The organism is Maricaulis virginensis, from assembly GCF_027922185.1.
Lineage (GTDB): Bacteria > Pseudomonadota > Alphaproteobacteria > Caulobacterales > Maricaulaceae > Maricaulis > Maricaulis virginensis.
In genome coordinates this window covers 1-16,826 of the sequence record NZ_BSFE01000009.1, presented here as the reverse complement: position 1 = coordinate 16,826, position 16,826 = coordinate 1, and the positions used below count along the sequence as shown (strand labels likewise).

The window sequence follows — 16,826 nt, the reverse complement described above, 5'->3', positions numbered from 1 at the left end:
TCATGCTCCGGATGACAGGCTCTGCGGGGTGTTCAGGGCGGTTGAAGGCGTGGGGAGGCGCGGCGTGGCGACGCAGTTTCCAGATCTACATGGCAGGGGTGTCCCGATGCGCTGGACGCTGCGCGTTGTCGCCGGCGGCTGCATCGTCTGGGCGGTTCTCGTTCTTGTCTTCGTCGCCGTGCAGTACCAGGAAGCCGTGTCCGACGGCGCCCCGCCCAGCTTCGCGCTGGGCGTCCGGCATCAATCCGTGTTTTCCGCGATTGCCCTGCCTGCGATCATCGCAGGTGCGCTGGTGGGACTGCGTCACGCGCTTGCAGGCAGTCCGGCCTGGCGCCGCTGTGTCGAAGCGGCCGGCGTCGTCGCGATATTCTCGATGGCGGACTATTTCTGGACGGTGCTGGCTCTGTCTGCCTACACAGGCGTGCCGGCCCAGACACTCGTGGCATCCACACCCTCCCTGTTCTGGCTGATGCTGCCGACCTTCACGGGGATGGCCTATCTGGCCGGAGCCCAGCTGAAGGGCCTGGTTCAGCGCAGTGGCGACACGACGCGGGGAGGCCGGACGGCGCGCCTGGCCGTACGGTCGGCCGGACGCACCGATTATGTGGCACTGGATGATATCGTTATTGTGTCCGCACAGGGCAACTATGTAGCCCTTGTCGACCGCTCAGGGCGTGAAGTGCTGCACCGTGCGACCATGATCGAGATGGCGCAGATGCTCGACGGACAGGGTTTCGTCCAGGTGCACCGATCGCATTTCGTGCGTCCCTCGGATGTCGTTTCGACCGAACAGCGCCGTGAGCGGATCGCATCGGTCCGGCTTCGCAGCGGCCAGGTTCTTCCCGTCAGCGCGACCGGAAGCGCGGCGCTGATGGCGGCTCTGAATAGCACGGCGGCCGCTTCGTCAGCCTGACCTCCCATCCGCATCCTTGCCCGTTGCCGGCAACGCACCGCTCCCGTTCGACCCATTCAGATTGAGACGTGTTCACCCGCACTGGTCGGATCGACCCGCCAGCGCCCGTCCGCATGTCCGAAAGGACCCCGGCCCGCTGGCCATCGACCAGCAAACAAGAGTGCCGGCCCGACCGGCCTCGGGGGATAATATGAACGCGATCAAAAAAACGCTTCTGGGCACCACTGCCTGTTTCGGGCTCGCCCTTTCGGCCGTGACCGGGGTCTCCGTCATGACTGCACCGGCAGTGCTGGCGCAGTCCTACACAACAGGGGGTGTTGGCGGTACGGTTCTGGATGAGGCCGGCAATCCGGTGTCCGGCGCGACCGTCACTGCCGTGTCCAGCGACCGGGGCTCGACGCGCACCGTCACGACCGGCGCCGATGGCCGCTTCTTCATCGGCCGCCTGGAGGTTGGAAATTACACACTGACGGCCGCCGGGGCCGGTTACCAGACTGTGTCCGATGATGGTGTCCGGGTCTCGGTGGGCTCGTCGGCAGCCTACGAGTTTGTCCTGCCGGCGGGGATGGCCGAGGACGTGATTACCGTGACGGGTCAGGCGGTGCAGGTCGATGTGTTCCAGGCCTCCGAGACCGGGCTGGACATTGATGTCCAGGCGGTGTTCGAACAGGTGCCGATCGGCCGTGACGTCACGTCGCTCACCCTGCTCGCACCAGGCACGGTGATCGGCGACAATGATTTCGAGGAGGGGCTGAGCACGGGTTTCGCCTCGATCTCCGGGGCTTCGCCGGGCGAGAATGCCTTCTATGTCGACGGCATGAATATCACCGACTTCCGGAACTTCCTCGGTGCGTCGGCCGTGCCTTTCCAGCTGTATGACCAGCTCGAGATCAAGTCCGGCGGTTATCAGGCCGAGTTCGGGCGTTCGACCGGCGGGGTGGTGAATGCCGTGACCCGCTCCGGCACGAATGAATGGCACTACGGGTTCAATATCTTCTACTCGCCGGACGAGCTTCGCGAGGATTCGCCGACGACCTATGCCCAGGCCAACCAGTTCGATCAGCGCATGACGCTGGAGAGCGATTTCTGGGTTTCCGGGCCGATCATTGAAGACCGGGTCTTCATCTACGGCCTGTATTCGCCGCGCCTGATCGAGGCGATCAACATCACCGAGGCCGGCCGCGAGGAAGTCGATCGCACGGACGACCCCTTCTTCGGCTTCCGTCTCGATGTGAATCTGTTCGAGGGGCATACCTTCGCCTGGACGAGCTTTTCCGACGATCGTGCAACGGTGCGCGAGGCCAGCGATGTCACCTTCAACGCAGACCGGACCGAAATCGAAAGCCGCACGCCCGTCGCCCAGACCAACTTCCTGGAAGGCGGGGATGTCAACATCCTGCGCTATTCCGGTGCCATGACCGACTGGCTTACCGTGTCCGTGACGGCTGGCCGCCAGACGTTCAACCAGACCATTGCGGGCAGCACGGATGGCAATCCGGCGATCCTGGATGCCCGGGATACCAGCGGCCCGGTCATTCAGCTGGGCAACTGGGGTGAGCTCGTCCCGGCCGAAGGCAATGACACGCGCGAACTGATCCGGGCCGATGCCGACATCTATGCGAACTTCTTCGGAGAGCACAACATCCGCATCGGCGTCGACCGGGAGACGCTGACGGCCGAAGACCGCTCCTTCTACTCGGGCGGCGTCTATTATCGTCTTTATGACCCTGTGTCCTGCGAAGCCCAGGGCGGTCAGGCTGGGCGCGAATGTGTCCGCGTTCGCCAGCTTGATCGTGGCGGGTCGTTCGAGACGATCCAGACGGCCTTCTACATCCAGGATTCCTGGCAGGTCACGGATCAGCTGAACGTCAATATCGGGCTGCGCAACGAGACCTTCGACAATCGCAATGCCAGTGGCGACACCTTCACCCGGATCGAGGACCAGCTGGCCCCGCGCCTGGGCGTGTCCTACGACTATTTCGGAGACGGATCGCTGGAGCTGTTCGGCTTCTATGGCCGCTACTTCCTGCCTGTCGCCACCAACACGAATATCCGCATGGCGGGCGCCGAGCTCTTCACCCAGGACTGGTACCAGTTCACCGGGCTGGACGCGAACGACGTACCGCAACTCGAAGGCGGACCGTTCCTGGAAGAGCTGTTCGGTGACGGGACGGTGCCGGACACGCGGGCGGTGACTGATCAGTATCTCGATCCGATGTATGTGGATGAATTCATCATCGGTGCGCGCTGGATGATGAACGATCTGTGGGACTTCAGCGCCAGCTACACCTATCGCGACCTCGGCGTGACGCTGGAAGACGTGGCGATCGATGCTGCCGTCATCGCCTACTGCAATGCCAACGGTATCACGGTGGGCGGTACGCCCTGCGAGGATGTCTGGACGGGTTTCCACCAGTATGTGCTGACCAACCCCGGCGAGGACATGCGGGTCTACCTGCCCGAGCTGGACGAGACCGTCGACCTGAGCGCCGCGGATCTCGGTTATCCCACGCCGACGCGGACCTATGAAGCCCTGACGCTGACCTTCGACCGGGCCTTCGATAATGGCTGGGACCTGCACGGGTCCTGGACGCTGTCGCGCAGCGAGGGCAATTACGAGGGGACGGTGAAGTCGGACAATGGCCAGGACGATGCGGGGATCACGACCTCCTTCGACCAGCCGGGTCTGACCGACAATTCCGATGGCCTGCTGCCCAACCACCGCGCCCACAAGATCAAGCTGTGGGGGAATTATGCCTTCACCGACCAGTTCTCCGTCGGTGCGGCAATGCAGGCGACCTCGCCGCGGCGCTTCGGCTGTATCGGCTTCCACCCGACGGACGATTTCGCGCAGGCCTACGAGTCCGAGTCCTTCTTCTGCAACAGCCAGCCGACCCCGCGCGGCAGCCAGCTGGAGAGCGACTGGATCTATAATGTCGATCTGGCCTTCATCTACCGGCCGGTGGACCTGCCGCTGGGCGGCGAACCCGTGTTGCGTATGGACATCTTCAATGTCTTCGACAGCTCGGGCGTCACCGACATCCGCGAAATCGGCGAGACGGCGCTCAACGTGCCGGATCCGAACTATGGCGCGCCGCGGACCTATCAGGCGCCGCGTTCTGTCCGCTTCGGACTGAGCTGGACCTTCTAGACCGGGGGGATGCCGCCGGTCCTGACGGCGGCACCGGGCTGGGAAACGGCGGGCCATGCGCCCGCCGTTTCTTTTTCGGTCAGGTCAAACGGGGGAAAGAAGCAGGCTTCCGAACCCGACGGGTGCGCTCCTCGCAGCCCCGAGCGCGTTCCATGTGAGCATCGACCCCGACGCCGGGATCGGCGACAGGCTCGGGTCGAGCGGAGCGGGAACAAAGAAAGAGATGGCGGATCGGGCGAGATCGAGCCCATATCCCGCAGCCCTGAGCGCGTTCCATGTGAGCATCGACCCCGACGCCGGGATCGGCGACAGGCTCGGGTCGAGCGGAACGGGAACAAAGAAAGAGATGGCGCGCCTTGAAGGAGCCATTCCGAACCCAAAGGGTTCGCAAGCGCGACCGCGCGCCGGCCGGTCAGGCCGCCCCATCGGAGACGTTCGCGAAGCGAACTGTCGTGAGATCAGAAAAATGGCGCGCCTTGAAGGTAATTCTTCGAACGCGCTATTTGAAACATTACAGGATTGGGAGCACCAACTCAAACACTCTGAGATAGACTTCAAGGCTATCTCTGAGAAGCCAAAGGGGCCGCACCTATGAGCGGCCTAGAGAAAGCAGCAAAGATGGGCGTTAGCGCCCGTTTCAAGACTGCTGCGGCGCAACAAGACAAATCCAAGCCCGCACCGCCATTCTCCCTGCGCTTGACCGTTGGAGAGCGCGCAAAGCTCGAACACATGGCCAATGGCATGTCCCTCGGCGCTTACATGAGAAAGCGCCTGTTCGGTGATGATGCAGAGCCGCGAAAGTCACGCCAACGCAGGCCAACTGTTGACCGTATAGCTCTGGCAAGAGCGTTGAGCATCTTGGGCAATTCACGCCTCGCCTCCAATCTCAATCAGATTGCAAAAGGCATCAACAACGGAACACTGCCGTTGGGGCCTGATCTTGAAGCTGAACTGGTAAGCGCATGCGCTGATATTCAGACCATGCGCGAAGAACTCATGAGGGCACTTCGGACGGGCACTGGGGGGCCGTCATGATCCTCAATGGCAATCAACGCGGCGGCGCGAAAGACCTGGCGGTTCACCTCATGAAAGAGGAGAACGATCACGTGGAGCTTTATGAGCTTCGCGGCTTTGTCGCCGATGACCTGCTGGGCGCTTTTGGTGAAGCACAGGCGATCAGCAAGGGCACGCGTTGCAAACAGTTCTTGTTTTCGCTGAGCCTGAATCCACCCGAAAAGGAATTGGTGGCAGTTTCAGAGTTTGAGGCCGCGATCGATAAGGTCGAGAAAAAGCTTGGACTGGAGGGCCAGCCTCGCGCCATCGTTTTTCACGAAAAGAATGGGCGTCGTCATGCTCATGCTGTGTGGAGCCGGATCGACACAATCAATATGAAAGCGATTCAGCTTTCTCATTCTCATCGAAAGCTGCGAGACGTATCCCGTGAAATCTACAGAGAACATGGTTGGGAGTTGCCTTCCGGCCTCGTTGATCGCGACGCCCGTGATCCGAAGAACTTCTCGCTCGCCGAATGGCAACAGGCTCGGCGCATTGGGAAGGACCCACGAGCGATCAAATCAGCGCTGCAAGATGCTTGGGCCATCTCTGATTCCAAGTTGGCATTGTTGCAAGCGCTTGGAGAACGGGGGTTCACCCTCGCAAAAGGCGATCGACGTGGTTTTGTTGTCCTCGATCGGGACTGCGAAATTTATTCCCTGCCTAAGTGGCTTGGCATCAAAACGAAGGCCGTTCGCGAAAAGGTCGGACCCTCTGCCGCTCTAAAGAGCGTCGAGGCGGCTAAGGCCGAGATCGCATTGGCCATGACACCGGCGATGCAACGCCTGGAAGCTGAACGGCGCGCCAAGGCGAAAGTGGAGCGTGAGGCTCTAAACAAGCAGCGCAAAGAGCTTGTCCGCACTCAAATCGCGGAAAGGAAAGCGCTACAGGAACGTCATCGCAAGCGGACGATTGTCGAATCCCAAAGACGGCAAGACCGCTATCGCTCCGGAATCGCTGGTATGTGGGACATGCTAAGGGGCGAGACGCGTCGGCTTAAAAAACAAAATGAACTAGAGGCTTGGCAGTGCCAGGTTCGTGACCGTTCCGAATTGGATGCACTTATCTTCGAGCATTTGGAGCAGCGCCACGAATTGAACCGTGAGCAGAAACAACAGCATCAGCATCAGGCGGACGTGAAACGTGCTCTCACTGATGATCAACGTAGATATGAGCAAATGCGCATGCATCTGCAACGCTCCAGGAAAGCACGATCATCGCGGAATCTGGACAGGGAACGGTAGCCAAACGAGCTTGTGAAATTCGGCAAAAACGCAAAACGCTCCCTGAGAGATGACCTCTCCTAGTACGCAGCTAGGTTTTAAAATTAAGCCCAGCGGCATCCAGAAAAGCGAGATTGCGGAGACGCGCATCATCGAGGAGATCGGCCCATTCGACGATCTCAATTACACCACGAAATTTCCCTTCAAGAGGTTGAATTCTACCTCGCCCATTCGAAGTCGTACGCCATGTACTTGTATGAATATCCAGTTTGCCAACGATATCCGCTACAACATAACAGTAAAACACACAGTCATCTGCAATCCTGATGCGACTACCGCGGTAATCTTCGATTTCATTGTTTTTCAGCTTAGAGATGTACTCGCTAACCTGATTGAGTGGGGAATATCTTTCAGAATAGTCTTTTCGGCCTGGCTTCTTAAACTCCACGAGCATCATACGGCGAAGCGGGTCTTCTCCTTCTGCGCCCAGGCCGTGAAGGCGGTCATAAATAAGTAGGTCGGCACGCTCACGGCCGGTTTCTTCATCGATGATGTCTCTGAATTCCATGTCCGATGAGAAATACTTCGTGAATGTGAAGCGCTCATCTATCACCCACAGATCGTGTTCCGCACTTTCAACGCGGCTTGGATCATCGCCCCTCATTCGCATCGGACAAATAAATTTGTGAAGCGTTTCTTCCAAGTGGAAATCAGTTTTGTCATCCCCGCGATCACGAATTCGCCTTATGAGAACGTGCATCACGTCAAGAACGATTTTTCTTCTCAGAACATATTCTGTAAGTTGCCTTTGCTCCTCTGCCCGGACTTCATTCGCGGCAGATTGTATGGTTTCAGCGAAGTTATCAGGAACGTCCTCTCCAGCTTCGAGTTGCGAAACTATGGACTGAATCTTCTGATTACGTTCTTTGTCCCGTCTGATGCGTATCGGGATTAGCGCCTGTGCATATTGCTCGTCCTTAACAGCATTCTTCGGAACTCGAGTGAGAAGAGCCTCAGCTTCTTCAAACCCAAACGAAGGATAATCACCGATAAATTCTCGCAGGCCGCCCAATCGTTCAGAGTCGAAACGATCTATTTCTTCGTGAAGAGCGTTGGTCCGAACATGTTCGGCGCATTCTTTGACGATCTGATCGACTATGTTTTCATCAAAATTAAATTGTGTTCGCTCCTGATTGACTCTGGCGTCGAGGAATTCACCAGAAATACAACCATGGTATACTTGGTCAGAATCCGAGCCAAATCGCCCAATGCCAATTAGACCATCAATCTTTCGCGTAGTAACTGTACGGCCATTTGCAACCAAATGAAGTTGGTGTTGGCCATCGAAATTCGCGCTAGCCTGCTTAAGACAGATAAAGCTTGCTAGATTGAGCTCACCGAATTCTTCGGTTTCGAGGCTTGCGACACCTCGATCTTCCACCTGAAGCTTCTTTATTTCTTCAGGAAACTCCGCGCTTTCACCATCTATATCGACGACGATGTTAGGGGAACGACCAAGAATGAAATCGGCAAAAAAATGGGAGCCGAAATGCTTCACGATAGTAGCGCGCTGAACAGGAAATTTTCCCCGATATGCGCTTTCACGAAGCCCCGAAAACTTAACTACCGTCCCGGCTTCGATCGAGCCAGAGCCAATCTCCGTCAGTTCCTCTTCATAGATTTGATCGGTATCTCGGAGACCAAACTTGAAACTCCGGCGATATAAGCGACCGTCGTTTTCGAAATGGCTGACTACGGAAATTTCATTGAATGCATCTAGCCACAAAAGCCGCCCTACGCCTTTTCCGCCGCGATCAAATTTAAAGGGGGTATCTGTCTTGCAGAAGGCATCAAAGCGGTCACCATCTAGACCGATGCCGTTGTCCGAAACCGTAATCTCTATTTTGTCAGCGTCGCTCACATTGGCAAAGGTTACTACAATTCGACCTTTATCCTGAAAGTTCTCTCCATGCTGGTCCTCGATCGCATGAAGGGCATTGCTTACTGCCTCAAAAACCGGTTGCAGCGCTTCCGCAGCTTGTGATGGCTTTGGGAAGCGCTTTACTCGATTGACAATATCGCCTTGGAGAGAGGTCATATTGTTTCCCTTGCCTCCCTTATCGCTCGATTGAAGAAGTGCCTCGTCGCTTTGTCTCGTGCCTCCGCATCCGTGAGCACGATATTCTTCATTTCATTGTCGCGTTGAAACATTCTGATGGCTCCCTGGAAGAAAGCATCACGGAAAGCCGCATAGACTACATCTGGTGGATTATTTCGGAGCATCTCCGTCATATCGTCATCCATGATCTCGCGGTTGACCTGTTCAAAGCGGATCATGTCTGCTTCCGAAAATTCTGTTCCGTGACGATCGTTGAAGGCTTTAACGATCTCCGACAATTCTTTCTTCTCGTCCTCGGTGTAAGGCTTCGCCCCAAACTCACTGATGGCTTTTAGCGCCTGGGTATCGCCAGCACTAAGCGATGCATCACCGTCTTCTTTCTGCTCGACCTTAAAGGCTTGGAGCCTGACCATGTCGTCGGTGATTTCGATCTCCGGTGGCACTTCACGATTAGGCAATAGGCGTGAGAGCCAGTTGCCGTAAGCAGAAAGCTTTTCTAGGTCTGTATCCTCTAAGCGCATCACCTGAGCGATGAAGGCATAGAATCGTCCGTAGCTCCTTAGGAGCTGTCTGAACTCTTCCTGGCGACCTTCGTCGTCATCTGTTTCGAAGCGAGCCACAGCCTGCTTAACGAGCCCCTCAAGAAGCGCTCGATCAGCACCGCTCAAAGGTCCTTTGAAGTACGTTTGAGCGAACCGTTCGACTTCGTCTTTGTCGAGATATCCAAATCGGTAGAGACGACCTTCTAAGTCATAGACCATGTTCGGGTCGGAGATCGCCTCGACAGTGGTTGCCTCGTAGAATGGCCTAAAGGCTTCTTGGATGTCCTCAATCGTGTTCTGGAAATCGAGGATAAACGTCTGATCCTTGCCTGCGCGAGTTCGGTTAAGCCGCGCGAGTGTTTGTACAGCTTGAAGGCCAGCCAGCTTGCGATCCACATACATTGCGCAAAGCTTAGGCTGGTCGAATCCAGTCTGGTATTTCTCGGCAACGATCAGGATTTGATAGCTCTCTGGGTAGGGCGTACCGTCCGGCTTGAAGCCATCAAAACGTCCAGGAAGCTCGGTCTCAGAAAAATCGTTGAGGTCGGCTTCGGTGTAGGTCTGGCCGTCCAACTCAAGCTCACCCGAAAAGGCAACAAGCGCCTTCAGGTCTTGGTAGCCGTTTTCCCGAATGTATTTCTTGACGCCAAAATAGTATTTGAGCGCGTGTTCGCGGCTCTGCGTTACGATCATCGCCTTCGCCTGACCATTCAGCATGCCCATGACGTGGCGGCGGTAGTGCTCGACGATAATCTCAACCTTCTGCCCGATCGCGGTAGCATGCAGGTTCGCATAGCGAGCGACTTTACGCTGGCCGCGCCGTCCACTCAGCTCGGGATCATCTTCGATCGTCTTTTCAAGCTGATAATAGGCTTTGTATGTCATGTAGTTCTGGAGAACGTCCAGAATGAACCCTTCCTCAATCGCCTGGCGCATCGAGTAGAGGTGGAACGGATGCGGCAAGCCGTCCGGCCCAGGAACCCCAAAGCGCTCCAGTGTCACATTACGGGGCGTTGCCGTGAAGGCGAAGAAGCTGATGTTGGATTGCGGACCACGTGCTTTTTGATACTCGGCGATGAGGTCTTCGATGTCGTCGCTAGAAGTCGCTTCACGCGTGAGCGCATCGGTCATTGCCTGGGCGCTCTTTCCTGACTGGCTTGAATGCGCCTCATCGATAATCACGGCGAAGTTTCGTTTGCCCTGGCCGGATAGCGCCTTGAGGTGATCGGTCGAAAATTTCTGAATTGTTGTGACGATAATACGCGCGCCCTTGGCGATCGCGTCTTTGAGTTGGCGTGATGTGCCGTCGATCTTTTTAACAACGCCCTGTGTCTGCTCAAACTGAGCCACCGTCCCCTGAAGTTGCCGGTCGAGAACCACGCGGTCGGTTACGATTATCGCGGTATGAAAGACCTGCGCGTCATCCTGGTCATGCAGATTGATCGCATGGTGAGCAAGCCAGCCGATCGTGTTCGATTTTCCTGAACCGGCAGAGTGCTGGACAAGATAATTCTTTCCTGCGCCACACGTCTTGGCGTGCGCCATGATCTTGCGCACCGCATCGAGCTGCTGGAAGCGCGGAAAGATCATCACTTCATTCTTGCCGCTGACTTCAAGCGTAATGAACTGGCCGATCACATCGATCAGAACGCTACGAGAGAAGATAGCCGAACCCCAATCGCCATCACTGTAGAGATAGGCAATGCGGTGCTCGCCCTCGACATCCGGGTTCCCGGCACCACCATCGCGCCCGCGATTGAAGGGTAGAAAGCGCGTCTTCCCATTTTGAAGGCGCGTAGTCATAGACACATTGTCTTCGTCAATCGCGAAGTGAACGAGCGCACCGCGCTTGAAGGTGAGCAGGGGCTCGCCTGACGGCGAACGATCTTGTCTGTATTGTCGCTCAGCGTGCCTGAAAGTTGTTCCAGTAAGAAGGTTTTTGGCCTCAATCGATGCGACGGGCAAGCCGTTCAAGAAAAGCACTACGTCGAGCCGGTTGCCATTCTTCTGGCTATAAACGACTTCATCCATCACACTGAGGATGTTTGCCTGGTATTCCACCATCCGTTTGGGCTCCAGCCCGCTGGCAGGCCGGAAATAACAAAGCGTGAATGGTATGCCGGGGACGATCTTAATCCCTTGGCGCAGCACGTCGAGAAGCCCGCGATCTTTAAGAGCTTTGTCGAGTTGTTTGAACAGAACATCTTCGGCAGAGGCAGTGTAGTGCTGCTCCAACTTTTCCCAAGATTCTGGCTGGGTTTCCTTCAGGAAGCGGACAACAAGCTCGCGATCCATCGCAAGCGACTTGTCGAAATGAATTTCTCCTTCATAGGCACGGCTTTTTTCCGATCCGACACGGCGCTCATAGCCTTGGCCCTGGATCAGACTTTGGATCAAATGTTCTTGGAGGACATCTTCCTTATGAACATTGGAGGCGGCGTGTTCAGTCATGCGGCACTCCTCCTTACCTCGGCTGCCGCGAATGCGGAGAGGTAGTCGCGCAACGCGCGCATCGCTTCGTGGAAAAACCGCGCATCCGTGCCTAGGAAGTTCCGAGCTTTTGTTCCAATGCCGCCATAACGAAGCATAGTCGAACGAGGGTCGATTTCATGCAGCTCCAACAGTCGCTTGCGCGCCCACGTTTCTAGTCCCTCAATCTTGTTCATCAGCCCGTGGAGGCTATGATCATGCTCGACAGACTTACCTGTTTGCGTATTGATAATCTCCTTGAGCTTGACTTCAAAGGCGTGCCTAAACAAATAAATGATTGGGAATTGCGCGACAAAATCCTCAATATCGCCTCTGTAAATATGCTCGATTAAGGCTTCTGCACATCGAAAGTAGTTGTCTGAAATGACCCCAAGATTGTGCTCTTCAAGAACATCCATGTCGCCAAATGCAAAGCATTTTGGGAAACTCCACTCGTCTTCCCGCTGAAATTCTTTGTCACCTTCCCAGAACAACTGATGGTGATAGGGGTCTCTTACTGGCATGCGCGCGCCTCCCGAAGAGCCATATCTTCTTCAATCTGATCAAGACGGCGGTCGGTCTGCCCCTGCTTGCCCCAGCTCGTCACATCGATCTGTCCCGTGACAGCGGCGGTGATCAGGGCTGAGCGGAACTCTTTCAAGCCATTTATGCTTTCCTGGGTCTTGTCAGAAATCGATAGATGTTTTGCCTCAACGTGATGCAGATACGATGCGATTTCTTCCTGCTCTTTTAGCGGAGGCAGAAGAACTGGAAGCTTCTGTAGCAAACCTTGGCTAAGCGAGGCTCGCGTGACAATCATCATTTCTTTTGAAAAGAACGAACGCAGCGCCTGATTGCGAAAGAGATATTTCGAAAACTGAGGAACTAGTTTTTTCTTGAACGGCCTGAATCTGATTAAGAACCCCGCGAAAACGGCATCCTCCATATCTTGCGTGCAGACGCTCGAAAATCCTATTTCTTCAACTGTTTCTGAGGTGCGTGTAAAAAAGACATCGCCCTTTTTCACTGAGTAGCGAGATCGATCTTCTGAGGTCGCCTGAACCAATCCGGAGACCTCAGTTGGAAGTTCTGCGTTTTTGTAGACATCACCATAGCTTACGAAAGGCGTGCCACTACCAAATGCATCGCCGCCAATGTTGATCCCATTTGCGCAGCGCCCAATGTGACCAAGTCGCGCCACTGTCCAATGCTCAGGAACTTTTCCGACCGATGATAAATCAGAGTCCTTCAGCCGCACATCAGAGCCCAATCCATTCGTCACTGTGGAGGTGACTGTCGCTGCCCATTTCTGATCGAGGACAGTAAGAAATCGTTGCTTTTTCTCGATCAGTTGGTCAATGCGAGCAGTCTCGCGGTCGAGAAAATCTGCGATGGCTTTTTGGGTGTCGAGGTCTGGTAGATACAGGCGGATATTCTTCATATCCGGGTATCGCGTTGTCCAAAGGTCGGCCACGATTCCGTGACCCCATCGATAGAACTCTTCCTGAAAAGCTGTAGAGCGGAGAAGGTGATGGGCGAAGCGTGGATGAACGCCTTTCGGTTTAATAACGATGCTGATCAGTGACACTGATCCGTCATGCGATGAAATTCCGCCAGACCCCTTACGGTCGGAACGGCTGTTAATCACGTAGTCGCCGACTTTGACGAGCTTACGATTGTCCCCGTCGTCGCTCTTCGCGGCGGTTTCCAACTGGGGGACGATGCCATTCATCGTCACTGAAAGGGGCGGGTAATCTTTATCGCTAACCTTTTCTTTGCGTTCGTCGAAAAGCTGTCCAAGCCGATAGAGTTGCCAATTTGGTGCCTCGTGAAGCGTCATAATATCTGTCACGCCGCCACCTCCTTTAGGAGCCCGGCGATCTCAGCTTCAAGTGCTCTCAGCTCGGCGTCGATCTCTTCGAGCGGACGCGGCGGGACGTAGCGATAGAAATACCGGTTAAAGTTGATCTCATAGCCGACGCGGCCAACCTGCTTGTCGCGGGCGTCGGTATAGCTTTCATCGACCCAGGCATCGGGTACGAAGGGAAGCACTTCGCGCTTCATATATTCCCGCCAATCCTCACCCAACGGCACAAGTTCATGGTCGCGCAAGTCTGTGTCGGGTTCGGGCTTGCCCTTGTTGTCTGTGCAGATATCGGAATTTTCATCGCGCTCGGACAAGGCTGACAGGATTGCCTTTTTCAGCGGCGCGCCAATCTTAAAGTCGAGCGAGGCCAGTGCCTCGGTCAGTTCATCGGTGAACACATCGCGGTTTGTGAAGATGCGGTCCGGAAGACCGGCCAAGGCATCGAGCACCGCTTGCTGCTCAGCATCTTTGAGCTTCTGAAATGCCTTTTCGTCATGCAGCCGCGCGAAGCGTTCCTCGCTCGCTTGGAAGTTCAGGCGAAGGGGACGCTCAACCCGGATTTCGCGATAGCCGAATTCAGTGGTGTCGAAGATTTTTGAAACGTCGTCTTGGCCGCTCTCGCCATTCAGGAAGTTGGCATATAGCCGGACGATCTCTGCGCGGGCCTCGTCCGGGATTTCACGGCGCTTGGAGCCCAGAGATTTGCGCATCGAATTCCAGAAGCGCTCGCCGCTGGCGTCGATCAATTGCACCTTACCGCGACGGCTGGCGGGCTTCCGGTTGGTGAGAAGCCAGACATAGGTCTGAATGCCGGTGTTGTAGAAAAGATCAGTGGGTAGAGCGACGATCGCCTCAACCCAATCATTTTCGAGCATCCAGCGGCGGATTTCACTCTCACCCGATTGCGCGCCGCCCGTGAAGAGCGGCGAGCCATTCATGACGATACCTATGCGCGAGCCGTCCTCGTCATCGCGCATTTTCGAGATCATGTGCTGAAGGAAGAGAAGCTGACCGTCGGAAATGCGTGGTGTACCCGCGCCAAAACGGCCCTCGGAGCCCATATTCTCGGCTTCAGATTTTATCGGGTCCTGATATTTCTTCCAGTCCACGCCATAGGGCGGATTGGACAGCATGTAGTGGAATTTCTTATTTGCGTGGGCGTCCTGCGTAAGTGTGTTGCCGAAGGCGATCTGCTCCGGGTCATGGCCCGTGACCAGCATATCGGATTTACAGATACCGAAAGATTCGTCGTTCAGCTCTTGGCCGAATAACTCGACGCGGATTGAGGGGTTAAATTCTTTCAGAGCCCCTTCCGTCAGCGCGAGCATGCCACCCGTCCCGCACGCCGGGTCGTAAACCTGGCGGATTATCCCGCGACCCGTGAGTTTGGCGTCGTCATTCGCAATAAGAAGATCAACGATAAGCTTGATGACCTCGCGCGGAGTGAAATGCTCCCCTGCAGTCTCGTTTGATATCTCTGAGAAACGGCGGATCAGGTCCTCGAAGAGGTAACCCATTTCAAGGCTCGACACGCTGTCAGGGTGAAGATCAACCTCGCAAAAGCGCTCGAATACGTTCCAGAGGATACCGCCGTCTTTCAGGCGCTTGAGCTGATCGGTGAATCGGAATTTGTCGAGGAAGATGTCGCGGACGTTGGGCGAGAACTGTGTGAGGTAGTCGATCAGGTTCTGGTGAAGCTGGCCGGGTTCCTGGCCCTTGAGGGTATCAAAGGTGAAACGCGAAAGGTTGTACACCTTCACATTGCCACCAACCGCGCCGAAGAGGATCATGTCGCGTGTGGCGTCATCGGCACCTTCGGGAAGCGAGTTCGCGGCGTCGAGGACGGCTATCTTGCTACCTGCGAGAAGACAGTCGAGGCGACGCAGAACCACGAAGGGCAGAACGACTTTACCGTATTCGGATTGCTTGAAGTCGCCGCGCAGAATTTCGGCGATAGACCATACAAATCCACTTAAACTCTTTATGTCGCTCACGGCTTCTCCTCATTTGTCCGCAATTTCGGTCGTTCGTTCGCTATGTCGTGATTCCGGATATAGGCCCGCATATAGTCCCGAAGGACTTGCGCCGCTGGGCGATCCTGCGCACGACAGACTTCTATGAATTTTTCACGGAGGTCTCGCTCAACGCGGATACGGAAACCGGAATCTTTGCCCGACATTTTTCGAGTGTATCCATTGTGACCACGTTTGTGAAGAATAAATGCAACTTATTGTGGCGCTCAGTGCGTTGAATCCGATACAATATTTCCGAAAGCAAGAAGGCTTCCTGGTAGGTGAGTATGAAAGTATTTTGGTCATGGCAGAACGATTACAGCCCTAAGTCAAACAGGCATTTTATTAGAGACGCCCTAAAGCAGGCAGTTGATAGTGTCAGTGAAGAGTTGGGTCTGGAAGATGCAGATCGCGCTGAGCTGGATCATGACACCAAGAATGAAGCTGGCATGGCAGATATCGTCGCTACGATATTCCGCAAGATATCTGAAGCCGCCGTCTTCGTAGCAGATGTAACCCCCATCGGGGTCTCGAACAGTTCTTGCGATGGCGAAGATAAAAGTGTGAAGCCGCTACCAAATCCGAATGTAATGATTGAATTGGGCTGGGCCTTGAGCGCAACAGGGTACGAAAGGCTCATACCAATTCTGAATTTGGCTTCAGGATTCAAGCCGGACGATCTGCCATTCGACATCCGCCATCGGCGCGTTCTGACTTACACGCTTGCCAACGATGCTAGCGCCAAGGACCGTACTTCAGCAAAACGCGATCTTATTAAAGCTCTCACGGCAGCGCTGAAAAGTAATCTCGGCGTGGCGCTAGAGGAAATTTCGAAGGATACGGAATTTAAAAAAGTTGCCGCGGCAAAAGAGAACCCGTCGATATGGTCTAGCTATCAGGGCAATCTTGTTTTTCAGGGTGGAGCATTCGGCGGAGAGGAAGAGATTGAAATTCCCGATCAGCCGCGGGCGTATTTACGGTACATTCCTAGCGGTTGGAAAAACGTAGTGCCTGCAGTTGCAGTTCATCATTCTCTACCAAAGGATCAAGAAGCTTGGCCAGCAACCGACGCCGGCGCTTCAGGCAGTTTTGGGATCTGTGAAGAAGGCTTCGTGCGGGTTTGGTATGCAGGCCAAAACGCTGATGGAAAACACCTCGTTCACAATCTCTCTATGTGGTTTGATGAAACTGGAGAATTCTGGACGCTGCATGGTGGCGCTCTAACACCTCATAATGGAGAGCTCTTTGTGCGCATTGGCCCAACATTGAAGTACTGGCGCTCCCAAATCCGAGCGATGGGTAAATTTTTCGACGCCCACGGGGCCGAGAATTTCCGAGAATTAGAGCTAGGCATCATAGGGATGAAAGGGGCATTGTTGCCTAGGACACAGACTCATAATTTCTGAGCCATATCTGGATAGCGGCGAGTTTGACGAGGGCAAGGTAGTTATCGGCGTGTTTTTCGTAGCGCGTTGCG

11 protein-coding genes are annotated in these 16,826 nt (G+C 55.3%); 5 read left to right on the top strand and 6 right to left on the bottom strand.

The genetic code is table 11. From position 1 onward, the window contains the following. Nucleotides 1–106: 106 nt before the first annotated feature. The 4 genes from PKE71_RS13820 (at nucleotide 107) to PKE71_RS13805 (ending at nucleotide 6,361) form a co-directional block, all read left to right on the top strand. Nucleotides 107–913, top strand: coding sequence for a LytR/AlgR family response regulator transcription factor (locus tag PKE71_RS13820; RefSeq protein ID WP_271187577.1), 807 nt, complete (start codon nucleotides 107–109; stop codon nucleotides 911–913). Nucleotides 914–1,103: 190 nt separating this feature from the next. Next, on the top strand, nucleotides 1,104–4,064 hold the full coding sequence (locus PKE71_RS13815) for a TonB-dependent receptor (protein ID WP_271187576.1): 2,961 nt from the start codon (nucleotides 1,104–1,106) through the stop codon (nucleotides 4,062–4,064). A gap of 591 nt (nucleotides 4,065–4,655) precedes the next feature. Beyond that, nucleotides 4,656–5,099 (top strand): hypothetical protein, encoded by a 444-nt coding sequence (locus PKE71_RS13810; RefSeq protein WP_271187575.1) that lies wholly within the window; start codon nucleotides 4,656–4,658, stop codon nucleotides 5,097–5,099. Further along, the gene (locus PKE71_RS13805) at nucleotides 5,096–6,361 is read left to right on the top strand and encodes a relaxase/mobilization nuclease domain-containing protein (RefSeq protein WP_271187574.1); all 1,266 of its coding nucleotides are present in this window, start codon (nucleotides 5,096–5,098) and stop codon (nucleotides 6,359–6,361) included. The genes PKE71_RS13810 and PKE71_RS13805 overlap by 4 nt, the downstream gene beginning before the upstream one ends. 70 nt (nucleotides 6,362–6,431) lie before the next feature. On the opposite strand, the gene PKE71_RS13800 is transcribed toward PKE71_RS13805, so the two are convergent. Genes PKE71_RS13800 through PKE71_RS13775 form a run of 6 tightly spaced genes read right to left on the bottom strand, consistent with a single transcriptional unit; the run spans nucleotide 6,432 to nucleotide 15,516 of the window. Then, nucleotides 6,432–8,438: an ATP-binding protein gene (locus tag PKE71_RS13800; RefSeq protein ID WP_271187573.1), complete on the bottom strand. Its 2,007-nt coding sequence runs from the start codon at nucleotides 8,436–8,438 to the stop codon at nucleotides 6,432–6,434. After that, nucleotides 8,435–11,452: a type I restriction endonuclease subunit R gene (locus PKE71_RS13795; protein ID WP_271187572.1), complete on the bottom strand. Its 3,018-nt coding sequence runs from the start codon at nucleotides 11,450–11,452 to the stop codon at nucleotides 8,435–8,437. The genes PKE71_RS13800 and PKE71_RS13795 overlap by 4 nt, the downstream gene beginning before the upstream one ends. Further along, complete coding sequence (locus PKE71_RS13790) at nucleotides 11,449–11,994, bottom strand: hypothetical protein (RefSeq protein WP_271187571.1); 546 nt, start codon at nucleotides 11,992–11,994, stop codon at nucleotides 11,449–11,451. The genes PKE71_RS13795 and PKE71_RS13790 overlap by 4 nt, the downstream gene beginning before the upstream one ends. Continuing rightward, on the bottom strand, nucleotides 11,985–13,322 hold the full coding sequence (locus PKE71_RS13785; RefSeq protein WP_271187570.1) for a restriction endonuclease subunit S: 1,338 nt from the start codon (nucleotides 13,320–13,322) through the stop codon (nucleotides 11,985–11,987). The genes PKE71_RS13790 and PKE71_RS13785 overlap by 10 nt, the downstream gene beginning before the upstream one ends. Then, the gene (locus PKE71_RS13780) at nucleotides 13,319–15,331 is read right to left on the bottom strand and encodes a type I restriction-modification system subunit M (protein ID WP_271187569.1); all 2,013 of its coding nucleotides are present in this window, start codon (nucleotides 15,329–15,331) and stop codon (nucleotides 13,319–13,321) included. The genes PKE71_RS13785 and PKE71_RS13780 overlap by 4 nt, the downstream gene beginning before the upstream one ends. Next, on the bottom strand, nucleotides 15,328–15,516 hold the full coding sequence (locus tag PKE71_RS13775) for a hypothetical protein (protein ID WP_271187568.1): 189 nt from the start codon (nucleotides 15,514–15,516) through the stop codon (nucleotides 15,328–15,330). Before PKE71_RS13775 ends, PKE71_RS13780 begins: the two co-directional genes overlap by 4 nt. 114 nt (nucleotides 15,517–15,630) lie before the next feature. On the opposite strand from PKE71_RS13775, the gene PKE71_RS13770 reads away from it, so the two are divergent. After that, nucleotides 15,631–16,755, top strand: coding sequence for a hypothetical protein (locus PKE71_RS13770; protein WP_271187567.1), 1,125 nt, complete (start codon nucleotides 15,631–15,633; stop codon nucleotides 16,753–16,755). Nucleotides 16,756–16,826 lie beyond the last annotated feature (71 nt).